This window comes from Mycobacterium sp., from assembly GCF_032159775.1.
Lineage (GTDB): Bacteria > Actinomycetota > Actinomycetes > Mycobacteriales > Mycobacteriaceae > Mycobacterium.
In genome coordinates, this window is sequence record NZ_JAVHWK010000201.1 from 69,258 (window position 1) to 84,001 (window position 14,744).

Annotated in this window: 10 protein-coding genes and 2 tRNA genes; 10 read left to right on the forward strand and 2 right to left on the reverse strand. The window is 64.7% G+C overall.

All coding sequences use genetic code 11. The features are described 5' to 3' along the window. Nucleotides 1–2 precede the first annotated feature (2 nt). Complete coding sequence (gene rpmH / locus QOJ24_RS25705; RefSeq protein WP_019735309.1) at nt 3–146, reverse strand: 50S ribosomal protein L34; 144 nt, start codon at nt 144–146, stop codon at nt 3–5. A gap of 544 nt (nt 147–690) precedes the next feature. Here rpmH and dnaA point away from each other — a divergent pair. The 10 genes from dnaA to QOJ24_RS25755 all read left to right on the forward strand — a co-directional run bounded on the left by dnaA (nt 691) and on the right by QOJ24_RS25755 (nt 13,805). Continuing rightward, nucleotides 691–2,193: a chromosomal replication initiator protein DnaA gene (gene dnaA, locus QOJ24_RS25710; RefSeq protein ID WP_526266271.1), complete on the forward strand. Its 1,503-nt coding sequence runs from the start codon at nt 691–693 to the stop codon at nt 2,191–2,193. Between the two features lie 503 nt (nt 2,194–2,696). Beyond that, nucleotides 2,697–3,899 (forward strand): DNA polymerase III subunit beta, encoded by a 1,203-nt coding sequence (dnaN, locus tag QOJ24_RS25715; protein ID WP_526266273.1) that lies wholly within the window; start codon nt 2,697–2,699, stop codon nt 3,897–3,899. Nucleotides 3,900–3,929: 30 nt separating this feature from the next. Beyond that, complete coding sequence (gnd, locus tag QOJ24_RS25720; RefSeq protein WP_526266275.1) at nt 3,930–4,823, forward strand: phosphogluconate dehydrogenase (NAD(+)-dependent, decarboxylating); 894 nt, start codon at nt 3,930–3,932, stop codon at nt 4,821–4,823. Nucleotides 4,824–4,827: 4 nt separating this feature from the next. Next, entirely contained in the window at nt 4,828–5,976 is a 1,149-nt protein-coding gene (gene recF / locus QOJ24_RS25725; protein WP_526266276.1) for a DNA replication/repair protein RecF, read from the forward strand. Nucleotides 5,977–5,986: 10 nt separating this feature from the next. Continuing rightward, nucleotides 5,987–6,544, forward strand: a complete 558-nt coding sequence (locus tag QOJ24_RS25730) for a DUF721 family protein (RefSeq protein WP_526266277.1) — start codon at nt 5,987–5,989, stop codon at nt 6,542–6,544. Nucleotides 6,545–6,755: 211 nt separating this feature from the next. Further along, complete coding sequence (gene gyrB / locus QOJ24_RS25735; RefSeq protein ID WP_526266279.1) at nt 6,756–8,822, forward strand: DNA topoisomerase (ATP-hydrolyzing) subunit B; 2,067 nt, start codon at nt 6,756–6,758, stop codon at nt 8,820–8,822. Between the two features lie 33 nt (nt 8,823–8,855). Next, nucleotides 8,856–12,614, forward strand: coding sequence for an intein-containing DNA gyrase subunit A (gene gyrA / locus QOJ24_RS25740; RefSeq protein ID WP_526266280.1), 3,759 nt, complete (start codon nt 8,856–8,858; stop codon nt 12,612–12,614). Between the two features lie 33 nt (nt 12,615–12,647). Continuing rightward, nucleotides 12,648–13,478, forward strand: a complete 831-nt coding sequence (locus QOJ24_RS25745) for a DUF3566 domain-containing protein (RefSeq protein ID WP_526266282.1) — start codon at nt 12,648–12,650, stop codon at nt 13,476–13,478. 59 nt (nt 13,479–13,537) lie between these two features. Then, nucleotides 13,538–13,611: transfer RNA gene (locus tag QOJ24_RS25750), tRNA-Ile, on the forward strand. 121 nt (nt 13,612–13,732) lie between these two features. After that, nucleotides 13,733–13,805, forward strand: a tRNA-Ala gene (locus QOJ24_RS25755). 89 nt (nt 13,806–13,894) lie between these two features. Here the strand turns inward: QOJ24_RS25755 and QOJ24_RS25760 are convergent. Further along, nucleotides 13,895–14,744: site-specific integrase (locus QOJ24_RS25760; RefSeq protein WP_526266284.1), on the reverse strand; the 850-nt coding region annotated here is incomplete at its 5' end.

The following is a 14,744-nucleotide window of genomic DNA, read 5'->3' on the forward strand; positions in this document are numbered from 1 at the left end:
GATTACGCAGTCAGCGAGCGGCGGCCCTTGCGACGCCGGCCGGACACGATCGCCCGACCCGCGCGGGTCCTCATCCGTAGCCGAAACCCATGCACCCGCGCACGGCGCCGGTTGTTGGGCTGAAAGGTCCGCTTGCCCTTGGCCACGGCTGTCACTCCTCATTGCGTTTGGCAACCACATCAGACGCACAGGTCTGGATGCGCTCGCCGTTGGTAAGCTCGTCGTGTCGCTCGCTAGCCGGCGCGGTCTCCGAGGGATCTCAGATCGCAGCCGTGCCGCCGCGTTCGGGCGACTGTTCGAGGGTACTGACGAGATTTACCTAGGTCAAACCTCCGCCGGCGGCCCTCGACATGTTGACATCAGTCACACCAGTCACCGCACTTACGTTGCCGAAAACTCTGCCCCGGGCAATGTTGCAGAACGGTTGGCACTCAGGCGGAAAACTGTTAGCTTCTGCCAATGCCGTTCCCACACCGGGACGGCGACCAGACAACGAAGCGAGGACGCCCGAACAGGTCGCGAGCCCACAGTGGACGGAACCGCTGTGACGAGCCCAGACCCCGCGGCGTCCCCGCCGGTAGACAACAGAGCGACGACGAGTGTCTCTCCACAGGCTGTGGATAACTATGTGGACAGTTCGTCTGCGTTCTCTTGGTGGTCCCTTGGACCAGCTTGAGGGGGTACCTGTCATTGACCGCTGACCCCGACCCTCCCTTCGTCGCCGTGTGGAACACCGTGCTCGCCGAGCTGAACGGCGACACCACCGCAGGCAACTCGGTCAACGGCGAACCACCACCGCCCAACCTGACTCCGCAGCAAAGGGCCTGGTTGAAGCTGGTCAAGCCGCTCGTCATTACCGAAGGCTTTGCTCTGCTTTCAGTTCCGACCAGTTTTGTGCAGAACGAGATCGAGCGGCACCTTCGCGAGCCGATCATCTCGGCATTGAGCCGACAGCTGGGACAGCGCGTCGAACTCGGTGTGCGAATCGCCAGCCCAGGCCCCGAGGATCCCGACGAGGGACACGCCGTCGTCACCGACGTTTACGGAGAATCCGACTCCGACGAGATCGACGAAGTCAGCGAGGCACTCGCCAGCGCCGAGGAGAGTTGGCCCACCTACTTCTCCCGCGGGCCGCGCAACTCGGACACAAGCGACGACAACTCGATCAGCCTCAACCGGCGCTACACCTTCGACACCTTCGTCATCGGCGCATCCAATCGGTTCGCTCACGCCGCGAGCCTCGCGATTGCTGAGGCGCCCGCGCGTGCCTACAACCCGCTCTTCATCTGGGGCGAATCCGGCCTCGGCAAGACGCACCTTTTGCACGCGGCGGGCAACTACGCCCAGCGACTGTTTCCCGGCATGCGGGTCAAGTACGTCTCGACCGAGGAATTCACCAACGACTTCATCAACTCCTTGCGCGATGACCGCAAAGCCTCGTTCAAACGCAGCTACCGCGACATCGACGTGCTGCTGGTCGATGACATCCAGTTCATCGAGGGCAAAGAAGGCATTCAGGAAGAGTTCTTCCACACGTTCAACACGCTGCACAACGCGAACAAGCAGATCGTCATCTCGTCGGACCGTCCGCCCAAGCAGCTGGCCACACTCGAGGACCGGTTGCGAACCCGGTTCGAGTGGGGACTGATCACCGACGTCCAGCCGCCGGAATTGGAAACGCGCATCGCGATCCTCCGCAAGAAGGCTCAGATGGACCGGCTCGACGTCCCGGCTGACGTCCTCGAGCTGATCGCCAGCAGCATCGAGCGCAACATCCGCGAGCTCGAGGGCGCACTGATCCGCGTCACGGCCTTCGCATCGCTGAACAAGACCCCGATCGACAAACCGCTCGCCGAGATCGTCCTGCGCGACCTGATCGCCGACGTGAACAGCATCCAGATCGGCGCGGCCGGCATCATGGCCGCCACCGCCGAATACTTCGAAACCACCGTCGAAGAACTTCGCGGACCCGGCAAGACCAGGGCGCTGGCCCAGTCACGGCAGATTGCGATGTACCTGTGCCGCGAACTCACTGATCTCTCGCTACCAAAGATCGGGCAGGCCTTCGGCCGTGACCACACCACGGTCATGTATGCCGAGAAGAAGATCCGCGGCGAGATGGCCGAACGCCGGGAAATCTTCGATCAGGTCAAGGAATTGACGACTCGGATCCGTCAACGCGCCAAGCGCTGAGCCGTCGAACCAAAAAATCTTTCGAAAAACTTCTGCCACCGGCGCACCAGCCGTCACATCACATGGCTGTGCACACCCATGTGGAGAATCGCCGAGTACTCGTCCGTGCCCGCGCCGATTTCTCCACAGTGACGATTGTCTCCCCAGCCTCCCAACGCAGGAGCTGCGGCCGTGCACAAGTAACTCACAACCCGATATCAGCTTCGTCCAGCACCAACTGTGCTTCATCCACAACTTCCACAGGCCCTAATACTGTTACTTCTCTATCTCTGTAGTTTCCTCTCAGAAAAGAGGGCCTGGGGACACCTGATCTTGACCCGTTCGCGACGCGTCGCCGAGCGCCGTTGTCACCGCGATCGATTAGCTTTCAAGATGGGGCCGAAAGCTCTACGGTGGTTCTTCGACAGCCGTTACGGTCGTCGCAGCGACATTGGGGTACCGACGCGAAAGCATCCCGAAACCGCTGGTTAGGGCATAAGTTGTGAGTTGATCGAAGGGACACCATGGGCGTGGCGACAACGACGGCAGGTCTCTCCGATTTGAAGTTCCGGCTGGTGCGAGAAGACTTCGCCGACGCGGTGGCCTGGGTGGCCCGCAACCTGCCGACCAGGCCGACGGTTCCGGTGTTGGCCGGTGTCCTGCTGACAGGTACCGACGACGGACTGACAGTCTCAGGTTTCGACTACGAGGTGTCGGCAGAAGTGCACGTTGCCGCCGAGATAGCTTCTCCTGGAAGCGTTTTGGTTTCTGGTCGACTGTTGTCGGATATCACCAGGGCGCTGCCGGCCAAACCTGTGGACGTCAGCGTCGAGGGCACAAGGGTCCTGCTCAACTGCGGTAGTGCGAAATTCTCCCTGCCGACGATGGCTGTCGAGGACTACCCGACGTTGCCATCCCTCCCCGACGAGACGGGTGTCGTTTCCGCTGACCTGTTCTCCGAAGCGATCGGCCAGGTGGCGGTGGCTGCCGGCCGCGATGACACTCTGCCGATGCTGACTGGCATCCGCGTCGAAATCTCCGGCGAGAGCGTGGTTTTGGCCGCGACCGACAGGTTCAGGCTTGCAGTCCGGGAGCTGACCTGGTCGACGAACGCGGCGGATGTCGAAGCGGCCGTACTGGTGCCTGCCAAGACGCTGGCCGAAGCCGCGAAGGCCGGTACGGGCGCCGGCGATGTGCACCTGTCGTTGGGCGCAGGCGCGGCCGTCGGCAAGGAAGGATTGCTCGGAATCCGCAGCGATGGCAAGCGCAGCACGACGAGACTGCTCGATGCCGAGTTTCCGAAATTTCGTCAGTTGCTTCCGGCTGAACACACGGCCGTCGCCACGATCGCCGTCGCGCAGCTGACCGAGGCGATCAAGCGCGTCGCGCTGGTCGCGGACCGTGGTGCACAGGTTCGGATGGAGTTCGCCGACGGGGTGCTCAAGTTGTCGGCGGGGGCCGACGACGTCGGTCGTGCAGAGGAAGACCTGCCCGTCGAATTCGCGGGCGATCCGTTGACCATCGCTTTCAACCCGACGTATCTGACGGACGGGTTGGGTTCGTTGCATTCAGAACGTGTGACGTTTGGTTTCACGACACCGAGCCGTCCTGCGGTGCTGCGTCCGGCGGGTGACGATGGGGACGACAATGTCGGGGGGGCCGGCCCGTTTCCAGCGGCGCAGACCGACTATGTCTACCTGTTGATGCCGGTGCGGCTCCCGGGCTAGGGGTTCAACCCGCGAAGAGAGAGGCGCTACATGCAATTGGGTTTGATCGGCCTGGGCAAGATGGGCTTCAACATGCGTGAACGGCTGCGCGAAGGTGGGCACGAGGTGGTCGGCTACGACCCGCGCCCTGAAGTGTCGGACGTCCCGACGCTCGCGGCCCTCGCCGAAGCGTTGGAAGCTCCCCGCGTGGTGTGGGTCATGGTGCCGTCCGGCCCGATCACCGACGGTACGATCACCGACCTCGCCAAGGAGCTGTCGGAGGGCGACCTGGTGATCGACGGGGGTAACTCGCGGTACACCGGCGACGAAGAGCACGCAAAACTATTGGCCGAGAAGGGAATCGCCTTCATCGACGCAGGGGTATCGGGTGGTATCTGGGGTGGCAAGGAAGGGTATGGCCTGATGGTCGGCGGCAGCGAAGCCGACGTCGAACGGGCGATGCCGATCTTCGACACGCTGCGCCCGCCAGGACCGAGAGAAGACGGGTTCGTGCACGCCGGCCCCGTGGGGGCAGGCCATTTCGCCAAGATGGTGCACAACGGGATCGAGTACGCCCTGATGACGGCATACGCCGAGGGGTACGAGGTGCTGGCCGCCGAAGACCTGATCAAGGATCCGCAGGCCGTCTACCAGGCGTGGACCAACGGCACCGTGGTGCGGTCGTGGCTGCAGCAGCTGCTGGCCAAGGCGCTCAAGGAGGATCCCGACCTCAAGGAGATCTCCGGGTACACCGAAGACTCCGGCGAAGGCAGGTGGACGGTGGAGGAGGCGATCCGGCTGCGGGTGCCCGTCCCGAGCATCGCGGCAGCGCTGTTCGCCCGGTTCCTCTCGCGCCAGGACGACTCCCCCACGATGAAGGCGGTGGCGGCGCTGCGCAATCAGTTCGGCGGCCACGCGGTCAAGCGGATCAGCGAGTCCGGATAGTCGGTTGTACGTCCGCCACCTGGGGCTGCAGGACTTCCGGTCATGGGCACAGGTCGACCTGGACCTCGAGCCGGGCCGCACCGTATTCGTCGCACCGAACGGCTACGGCAAGACTAATCTTGTTGAGGCACTGTGGTATTCGGCGACACTCGGGTCTCACCGGGTCGCGTCGGACGCGCCGTTGCTTCGAGCCGGGGCTGACCGGGCGATCATCTCGACGATCGTGGTGAATGACGGCCGAGAGCTCGCCATCGACCTGGAGGTGTTGGCGGGGCGTGCCAACAAGGCGCGGCTGAACCGGTCCCCCGTCCGGTCGGCACGCGAGGTGCTCGGCGTGCTGCGCGCGGTGATGTTCGCGCCGGAAGACCTGGCGCTGGTACGCGGGGATCCCGCCGAGCGCAGGCGTTACCTCGACGAGCTCGCGACAACGCGCCGCCCGCGGATCGCGGCGGTACGCGCCGACTACGACAAGGTGTTGCGGCAGCGGACGGCGTTGCTCAAAACGGCTGCGGGGGCGCGTCACCGGGGCGACCGCAGCGTGGCTGACACCCTCGACGTGTGGGACGGCCACCTCGCTGAACACGGGGCGCAGCTGGTGGCGGCCCGGATAGAGCTCGTCAACGAACTCAACCCGGAGGTTGAGAAGGCCTATCAGTTGCTTGCTCCCGCGTCGCGGCCCGCGGCGATCCAGTACCGCAGCAAGGTCGAGGAGATCGACGGGCAGAACGAGACCGTCGAATTCTTCGAGGCGGCACTGCTCGATGCGCTGGCCCGTCGCCGCGACGCCGAGATCGAGCGGGGCGTCTGCCTGGTCGGGCCACATCGCGACGACCTCGAGCTTCGGCTCGGCGATCACATAGCGAAAGGCTATGCGAGCCATGGTGAATCGTGGTCGATGGCGCTGGCGCTGCGACTGGCCGCCTATGAACTGATGCGGGCAGAAGGCGGCGATCCGGTGCTGCTGCTCGACGATGTCTTCGCCGAACTGGATTCCGCCCGCCGGCGGGCGCTGGCCGGTGTGGCGGCGTCTGCAGAACAGGTGTTGGTGACCGCGGCCGTTGGCGACGACATCCCACGCGATTGGGATGCGCGCAGGATCGAGATCACCATGCGCGATGACGACAGCGGCCGAGTTTCGGTGGTAGGAGCGTGAGTCGAGGCAAATGACGGATAACGAAGACGACGGTGTGGCACCTCCGGAGCATCTCGCCGGGCTGACGGGCATGGACCTGGTGCGCCGCACGCTGGAGGAGGCGCGGGGCGCGGCGCGTAGCCAGGGCAAGAACGTCGGCCGCGGCCGCACCTCGCCCACCGCCCGACGCGTCGCCGGTCGCCGGCGCGCGTGGTCGGGGCCGGGGCCCGATGTGAGGGATCCGCAGACGTTCGCGGCGGCGACACAGGATCTGGCGCGCACGCGCGGCTGGTCCGGGCGGGTCGCCGAGGGCACCGTGTTGGGGCAGTGGCAGACGGTCGTCGGCGAGCAGATCGCGGCACACGCGACTCCGACAGCGCTGCGCGAAGGAGTGTTGAGTGTTTCCGCCGAATCCACGGCGTGGGCCACCCAATTACGGATGGTTCAAGCGCAACTTCTGGCTAAAATCGCGGCAGCAGTCGGCGACGGCGTGGTGACCTCGCTGAAAATCGTCGGTCCGGTGGCGCCGTCGTGGCGCAAGGGCCGATACCACATCGCCGGGCGCGGACCACGCGACACATACGGCTGATCGCCTTCGAATCCAGTTGGCTGAGAGCCGCCAGAACGCCGCAAGCATACTTCCCAAGCGTCTTGACGCACCTCGGATCGAGAAATTCCACAGGCGGCGCAAATAGGTGTGCAGAAACGCGCCCTCAGAATCGGTCCCGTGGCCAGTTCCCGGTAGACTGGTCGAATGACTTGCCGGCGGTACCACCACCGCCGCAGCGACCCCCGAGGAGATGCTGGCGATCGTGCCTGCCGCTAAGAAGACTGCGCCTGCTGCAAAGAGCTCAAAAAAGAAGGAATACGGCGCCAGCGCCATCACGGTGCTGGAAGGTTTGGAGGCTGTCCGCAAACGCCCCGGCATGTACATCGGGTCCACCGGCGAGCGTGGTCTGCACCACCTGGTTTGGGAGGTCGTCGACAACGCTGTCGACGAGGCGATGGCCGGATACGCATCCAAGGTCGACGTCCGGATCCTCGAGGACGGTGGTGTCGAGGTCGCGGACGACGGCCGCGGTATCCCGGTCGAAATGCACTCCAGCGGCGCCCCCACCGTCGACGTCGTGATGACGCAGCTGCACGCGGGCGGCAAGTTCGGCGGCGAGAACAGCGGCTACAACGTCAGTGGCGGCCTCCACGGCGTCGGCGTATCCGTGGTGAACGCCCTGTCCACCAGGCTCGAGGTGGACATCTGCCGCGACGGTTACGAGTGGTTCCAGTCCTACGACCGTGCGATGCCCGGCACCGTCAAACAGGGCGATGCCACCAAGAAGACCGGCACGACGGTCCGGTATTGGGCGGATCCGGATGTCTTCGAAACCACCAACTACGACTTCGAGACCGTGGCCCGGCGACTGCAGGAGATGGCCTTCCTCAACAAGGGTCTGACCATCACCCTCGCCGACGAGAGAGTCACACCCGAGGAAGTGGTCGACGACGTCGTCAGCGATACCGCGGAAGCGCCGAAGTCCGCGGAGGAGAAGGAGGCCGAGGCCAAGGCGCCGCACAAGGTGAAGTACCGCACCTTTCATTACCCGGGCGGGCTTGTCGACTACGTCAAGCACATCAACCGCACCAAGACGCCGATTCAGCAGAGCATCATCGACTTCGACGGTAAGGGCGTAGGCCACGAGGTCGAGGTCGCGATGCAGTGGAACGCTGGCTATTCGGAGTCGGTGCATACCTTCGCCAACACCATCAACACCCATGAGGGCGGCACCCACGAAGAAGGGTTCCGGGCAGCGTTGACGAGCGTCGTCAACAAGTACGCCAAGGACAAGAAGCTGCTCAAGGAAAAAGACCCCAACCTGACCGGCGACGATATTCGTGAGGGCCTGGCCGCGGTCCTCTCGGTGAAGGTGTCCGAACCACAGTTCGAGGGCCAGACCAAGACCAAGCTCGGCAACACCGAGGTGAAGTCGTTCGTGCAGAAGATCTGCAACGAGCAGTTGAGCCATTGGTTCGAGGCCAATCCGGCTGAAGCGAAAACCGTTGTGAACAAGGCGGTCTCGTCGGCACAGGCGCGGCTGGCGGCGCGCAAGGCCCGTGAGCTGGTGCGGCGCAAGAGCGCCACCGACATCGGCGGGCTGCCCGGCAAGCTGGCCGACTGCCGGTCCACCGACCCGCGCAAATCCGAGCTGTATGTGGTGGAGGGTGACTCCGCGGGCGGCTCGGCCAAGAGCGGCCGCGACTCGATGTTCCAGGCGATCCTTCCGCTGCGCGGCAAGATCATCAACGTGGAGAAGGCGCGCATCGACCGCGTGCTGAAGAACACCGAAGTCCAGGCGATCATCACCGCGCTCGGCACCGGCATCCACGACGAATTCGACCTCGCCAAACTGCGGTATCACAAGATCGTGCTGATGGCCGATGCCGACGTCGACGGCCAGCACATCTCGACGCTGCTGCTGACCCTGCTCTTCCGGTTCATGAAGCCGCTGGTCGAGCACGGGCACATCTTCCTGGCGCAGCCGCCGTTGTACAAGCTCAAGTGGCAACGCAGTGAACCGGAGTTCGCCTACTCCGATCGCGAACGCGACGGGCTGCTGGAGGCCGGTCGGGCAGCAGGTCGCAGGATCAACACCGAAGACGGCATCCAGCGCTACAAGGGCCTCGGTGAGATGGACGCCAAGGAACTGTGGGAGACCACGATGGACCCGTCGGTGCGGGTGCTGCGCCAGATCACCCTCGATGACGCCGCGGCCGCCGACGAACTGTTCTCGATCCTGATGGGCGAGGACGTCGAGGCGCGCCGCAGCTTCATCACCCGTAATGCCAAAGACGTCCGCTTCCTTGATGTCTAGCGAACTCACGCCACTAAATAGGACTGAAACCACATGACTGACACCACGTTGCCGCCCGGCGACGAAGCAGGAGATCGCATCGAGCCTGTTGACATCCAGCAGGAGATGCAGCGGAGCTACATCGATTACGCGATGAGCGTGATCGTCGGCCGCGCGCTGCCGGAGGTCCGGGACGGTCTCAAGCCGGTGCACCGCCGCGTGCTCTACGCGATGTTCGACTCCGGCTTCCGGCCCGACCGCGGGCACGCCAAGTCCGCCCGTTCGGTCGCCGAGACGATGGGCAACTACCACCCGCACGGCGACTCGTCTATCTACGACACCCTGGTGCGGATGGCCCAGCCGTGGTCGCTGCGTTATCCATTGGTCGACGGCCAGGGCAACTTCGGCTCACCCGGCAACGACCCACCGGCCGCCATGAGGTACTGCATCACCGGCGACGCGCTCATTCGGTTGCCACTCGGACAGTCAGTGCGAATCGCCGATGTCGTCAAGGGCGCAAGCCCGAACACCGACAACGAGATCGACCTCAAGGTTCTCGATCGGCACGGCGACCCCGTCACCGCTGATCGGCTCTTCCATTCCGGTAGCCACCAGACCTTCACCGTCACCACGGCGCAGGGGTATGCGATCACGGGGACCGCGAACCATCCGCTGCTGTGCCTGGTCGAGGTCGGGGGTGTCCCGACACTGCTATGGAAGCTGATCGAGGAGATTCGGCCGGATGACCATGTTGTAGTCCAACGGACGCTACCGACCGAACTGGGTGCGGCGGACTGGCACGACGCCCTGGAGGCGCTGCTTCTGGGCGCGCTAGTCAGCGAAGGGTTTGTCTCTGAGAAGAGAGCCGGCTTCAACAACCTCGACCGCGACTTCTTCAATATGGTTGTGTCGGCGTACGACGCGATCGTTGGTGGCGCGCGCTATACGTCCGCCCGCACCATCGCCTCGGGCTCCTCGCTTCACGAGCTCGATGTCCACAACTTGACGGCGCTGAGGAAGACGCGGCTGCGGGATCTGGTGGGCCAGCGATCCGCCGATAAGTCTGTACCCGAATGGCTTTGGCATGCTCCTGCCGCTGTGAAGCGCATCTTTCTGCAGGCGCTGTTCGAAGGCGATGGCTCCTGCTCTGCGCTGCCGCGCAACACGATTCAAGTCTCGTATTCCACTCGGAGTGATCGTCTGGCGGCTGATGTCCAGCAGATGTTGCTGGAATTCGGTGTCGTGTCAAGCCGATATCGACACGCGACCGGCGAGCACAAGGTGGTTCTCACAAATCGAGGCCAAGCCGAGCTGTTTGCTCAACAGATCGGCTTCGGCGGTGCGAAACAGATCAAATTGCAGACGCTTCTGAGCGCCCTGCCCGAACGTGGTGCAGGACGAGACCACGACGTTGTCCCAGGACTGGCCGCATTCATTCGTGCGCATAGCGGCGGCCGATGGGTCGATAAGGAATGGCTGCGCAAGCACAATATCGACGGCGTCGAGCGTTGGCGGCGTGATGGCGCGGAGATCCGCAGCCACATCGCCGATCCTGATGTGCGTGCAATCGCCGAAGAGCTCACAGATGGGCGCTTCTACTACGCGCGCGTCGCTGCGGTAACCGATGCTGGCGTGCAGCCCGTGTACAGCCTGCGGGTCGACACGGACGACCACGCCTTCATCACAAACGGGTTCGTCAGCCACAACACGGAGGCGCGCCTCACGCCGCTGGCGATGGAGATGCTGCGTGAAATCGACGAGGAGACAGTCGATTTCATCCCGAACTACGACGGCCGGGTGCAGGAGCCGACTGTCCTGCCCAGCCGGTTCCCAAACCTGCTCGCCAATGGTTCCGGTGGCATCGCGGTCGGCATGGCCACCAACATGCCGCCACACAACCTCCGGGAGCTCTCGGAGGCCGTCTTCTGGTGCCTCGACAACTACGAGGCAGACGAAGAGGCGACGCTGGCGGCCGTCACCGAACGCGTGAAGGGGCCTGACTTCCCCACCTATGGGCTGATCGTCGGGTCGCAGGGCATTCACGACGCGTACACGACCGGCCGCGGATCCATTCGCATGCGTGGTGTGGTGGTCATCGAAGAGGACTCCAGGGGCCGCACGTTGCTGGTCATCACCGAACTCCCCTATCAGGTCAACCACGACAACTTCATCACGTCGATCGCCGACCAGGTCCGCGACGGCAAGCTGGCCGGCATCGCGAACATCGAGGACCAGGGCAGCGACCGGGTCGGCATGCGCATCGTGGTCGAGATCAAGCGCGACGCCGTCGCCAAGGTGGTGCTGAACAACCTCTACAAGCACACCCAGCTGCAGACCAGCTTCGGCGCGAACATGCTGTCGATCGTCGACGGCGTCCCCCGAACCCTGCGGATCGACCAGCTCATCCGCCTGTATGTGGTCCATCAGCTCGATGTCATCGTGCGGCGCACCACCTATCGGCTGCGCAAGGCCAACGAGCGGGCCCACATCCTGCGCGGTCTGGTCAAGGCACTCGACGCGCTCGACGAGGTGATCGCGCTCATTCGCGCGTCGGAGACCGTCGACGTCGCCCGCCAGGGCCTGATCGAGCTACTCGACATCGACGAGATCCAGGCCCAGGCCATCCTCGACATGCAGCTGCGTCGCCTGGCAGCCCTGGAACGGCAGCGGATCGTCGACGATCTCGCCAAAATCGAGGCCGAGATCGCCGACCTCGAGGACATTCTGGCCAAGCCGGAACGCCAGCGCGCCATCGTGCACGATGAGCTCGCCGAACTCGTCGAGAAGTACGGCGACGACCGTCGCACCCGCATCATCCCTGCCGACGGGGACGTCGCCGACGAAGATCTGATCGCCCGAGAAGAAGTGGTCGTGACGATCACCGAGACCGGGTATGCCAAGCGCACCAAGTCCGACCTGTACCGCAGTCAGAAGCGCGGCGGCAAGGGCGTGCAGGGCGCGGGGCTGAAGCAGGACGACATCGTCAACCACTTCTTCGTCTGCTCGACCCACGACTGGATCCTGTTCTTCACCACCCAGGGCAGGGTCTACCGCGCCAAGGCGTACGACTTGCCTGAGGCATCGCGCACGGCGCGGGGCCAGCACGTCGCGAACCTGCTGGCTTTCCAGCCCGAGGAGCGGATCGCCCAGGTCATCCAAATCAAGACCTATGAGGACGCGCCGTACCTGGTGCTGGCTACCCGCAAGGGGCTGGTGAAGAAGAGCAAGCTCACCGACTTCGACTCCAACCGCTCTGGCGGGATCGTCGCTGTGAACCTGCGCGACGGCGATGAGTTGGTCGGGGCGGTGCTCTGCTCGGCCGAGGACGACCTGCTGCTGGTGTCGGCCAAGGGACAGTCCATCCGCTTCTCGGCAACCGAAGAGGCGCTGCGGCCGATGGGCCGGGCGACCTCCGGTGTTCAGGGCATGCGGTTCAACACCGACGACCAGTTGCTCTCGCTGAACGTCGTGCAACCGGATACGTTCCTGCTGGTTGCGACCGCCGGCGGCTACGCGAAGCGGACGGCGATCGACGAATACCCCGTGCAGGGCCGCGGTGGCAAAGGGGTGTTGACGATCCAGTTCGACAAGCGACGTGGCAGTCTGGTTGGAGCGCTGGTGGTCGATGACGCGACGGAGCTCTACGCGATCACGTCGGGAGGGGGCGTTATCCGCACCACTGCTCGCCAGGTTCGCAAGGCTGGACGGCAGACTAAGGGCGTTCGGTTGATGAACCTGGGCGAGGGCGCGACACTGATTGCGATCGCTCGCAACGCAGAGGAAAGCGACGCGGAGGCCGAGGCGGCTGAGTAAGGCCGGCGGAGCGACAGACGGTAAGGAGCCGGAGTGACTTCACCGAACGAGGCGGGCTATCCGCACTCGGGAGAAGGTAGTGGCAACGGTTCCGTGCCCGAGGACCCCGAAACAGGCTCGCTGGGCAATGCGATGGGCCGCGACGTGCCGCCATGGCAGCGCGGTCCCGGTGCGCGCGCGACACCGAACCAGCCGCCCCGCACGCCGCGGGAGCCCACCCGCCCAGAACCCCACCGGGGCGCATCCGGCCATGCCCCGGGGGCGGACGCGCGCCTGAACCGGTTCATCTCCGGCGGGTCGTCGGCCCCGGCAGCCGAAGCTGAACCGGCACCGGCACGCAACGAGCCGGTCGCCACCGAGGCATACGCGAGCGAACTGCCCGACCTGTCTGGCGGACCGGCACGGCCGCCGCAGCGCAAGCCGGTACCCGAGCGCACCGAACCACAGGCGCGCACCGCGACGCCCAATCGGGTCCAGGTCGCTGGTCGCACGCACACCGGTCCCGTGCGGGCGGCCATGCAGATCCGCCGGATCGACCCGTGGAGCGCCCTGAAGGTCTCGCTGGTGCTGTCGGTGACGCTGTTCTTCGTCTGGATGATCGCCGTAGCGTTCCTGTACCTCGTGCTCGGCGGTATGGGCGTGTGGGCCAAGCTCAACAGCAATGTCGGCGACCTGCTGACCAGCGCGAGTGGTCAGGCCGGCGGCGAACTGGTTTCCAGCGGGACGATCTTCGGCGGCGCGGCGCTGATCGGGCTGGTCAACATCGTGCTGTTGACGGCGATGGCCACCGTCGGCGTGTTCATCTACAACCTGACCACCGACCTTGTCGGCGGTATCGAGGTGACGCTGGCCGACCGCGATTAATCCGGTTTGGGTCGAGCGTCGCAACTGCGGTAATCTCGTCGCTCGGCCATGTGCGATACGGGCCTATAGCTCAGGCGGTTAGAGCGCTTCGCTGATAACGAAGAGGTCGGAGGTTCGAGTCCTCCTAGGCCCACGGAAAGGGTCACCATGAGACTGGTTCTACTGGTCGTCGCGGTGGCGTTGGCGGTATTCGTGGTGCGGTCGCGACGTGGCGTCGAGGTGTGGCACGCAGCCGCCGATCAACCGTCCTGAACGGGGCCTTAGCTCAGTTGGTAGAGCGCTGCCTTTGCAAGGCAGAAGTCAGGGGTTCGAATCCCCTAGGCTCCACATACAAACAAGCAGGTCGGACGGTATCTCGTCTGGCCTGTTCTGCATGCGGGCGGCGTGTGTGCCCACACTTTGCCCACAATCGCGAGTTAATCGCTAGTTAGCAGGGCGTTGATCGCGACCCCAACGGCCTCGACGTCGGACCCGTAGAGGTGTCCGTAGCGGTCCAGCGTCAGCCCGGCGGACTCGTGTCCGAGCATGTTCTGCAGCGCCTTGATGTTGGCGCCTGCCTGAATCGCCAGGCTCGCGGCGGTGTGCCGCAACTCGTGCAGCTTGAAGTCGTACACCACCGAATCGCCGACGGTGCGGGGGCAGACCTGGGCGGCCGCGACGGCCTGCGACCACCAGCGCCGCCGCACATTCGTGCCTCGCATGTACCCGCCCTCCGAGTCGGGGAACACCAGGCACTCCGGGTCACCAGGTGTCAGGAGGTCGGCGACGAACTGGGGGAGACTGACCGTGCGCCCCTTCGCACTCTTGGGAGACCCGATCTCGAAGCGGCCCTCGACGAGGGTCACCGACCGGACGACCCGGATCTTCAGCCCGTCGGTGTCGACGTCGCGCCACCGCAGCTCCGCGGCTTCACCGAATCGAAGGCCGCACGTACCGAGCAGGTACACCAACGGGCGATGACTCCCGGCGGCGTCGGCGAGCGTCCGCAGCTGCTCCAGCGTCAGGAACCTCTGCTCCGCCGCGGTAACTGCGGGCAACTCGACTCCGTCGACCGGGTTCACGACCAGCCGGTTCTCCCGGACGGCCATCGCGAGCACCTGGCGCAGCACCCCGATTGCCTTATGCACCGACGCGGGCGCCAAATCAACACTGAGATCGGCAACCCACTCGCGGACCAGCTGACGGCTGATGTCTCCGAGAGCAATACCCGCACGGTCGGCGACCACGGTGTCGAGCACCACCTGATAGCGGGCCCTCGTTGATGGT